The organism is Deltaproteobacteria bacterium (assembly GCA_011773515.1).
Taxonomy (GTDB): Bacteria; Desulfobacterota; Deferrimicrobia; order J040; family J040; genus WVXK01.
This window is the reverse complement of the sequence record WVXK01000099.1, coordinates 20027-20936: the sequence shown is the minus strand read 5'-3', so window position 1 is coordinate 20936 and position 910 is coordinate 20027. Positions and strand designations below refer to the sequence as shown.

Genomic DNA, 910 nt, shown 5'->3' with positions numbered 1-910 from the left:
GCGGCCTTGCTGATGGAGTAGGGGAGAAAGCGCGTGAAGACCCTCTCCCCCGCCGTATCGAGGAGGACGATGATCCTTCCCCTCCCGATCGCCTTCATCTTCCGCGCAACCTTTTCGGCCAGGAGGTAGGAGGACTCGACGTTTACGCGGAACAGATCCCGAACCGGACCGTCGGCTTCCCGGCTGTCTGTGGCCCCGGGAAACAGGGAGGCCGACAGCACCAGCACCTCGATATTCCCGATTCTCCGCTCCACGGAGACGAGGAACTCGTCGAAATCCATCTCCCGGGAAAAATCTGCCCGCACGGCAAGGGCGCGGGTCCCCATCGTCTCGATCTCGTGCTCTATGGAAACCGCCTCGTCGGCATTCTGGCAGTAGGTAAACGCCACGTCGAAGCCCGACGTGGCGAGAAACCGGACGATGACCTTTCCAAGGTGCCCCGTTCCGCCGGTTATGAGGGCGACCTTTCTCACCCGCACCCCCTTCTCATTCCCGCACGCATTCCGGGAGGCATGTGATATAAACTTATCATATACTATGACGGGAAAGGAAAAGCCATGAAAGTGTCCGTCCTGCGTGACCTGCCGATAGTCGAGATCCCCTTCGTCGCCGTAGACATAGAGACCACCGGACTGGACCCGGCCGGGGGGGACAGGATCATCGAGATCGCCGCCCTCCGGTTTCACCGGGGCACCATCCTGGACTCCTTCGTCTCCCTCGTCAACCCCCGGACACCCGTCAAGTACGGGGCGTACCTGGTGCACGGCATAACCGACGACATGCTTGCCCGTGCCCCCTCTTTCGGGGATATCTACGACAGCCTCCTTTCCTTCATCGACGGAGACGTCACGGTCTTTCACAACGCGCCCTTCGACCTCAGGTTCCTCAGGGAGGAGGCGCGCATCATCGG

General features: G+C 61.1%; 2 protein-coding genes. One reads left to right on the top strand and one right to left on the bottom strand.

Annotated features, from left to right (window positions below; genetic code table 11):
• Positions 1–473 (bottom strand): SDR family NAD(P)-dependent oxidoreductase (locus GTN70_10700; protein NIO17436.1); only part of this gene is annotated, 473 nt, incomplete at its 3' end.
• Positions 474–557: 84 nt separating this feature from the next.
• On the opposite strand from GTN70_10700, the gene GTN70_10695 reads away from it, so the two are divergent.
• Positions 558–910: hypothetical protein (locus GTN70_10695; protein NIO17435.1), on the top strand; the 353-nt coding region annotated here is incomplete at its 3' end.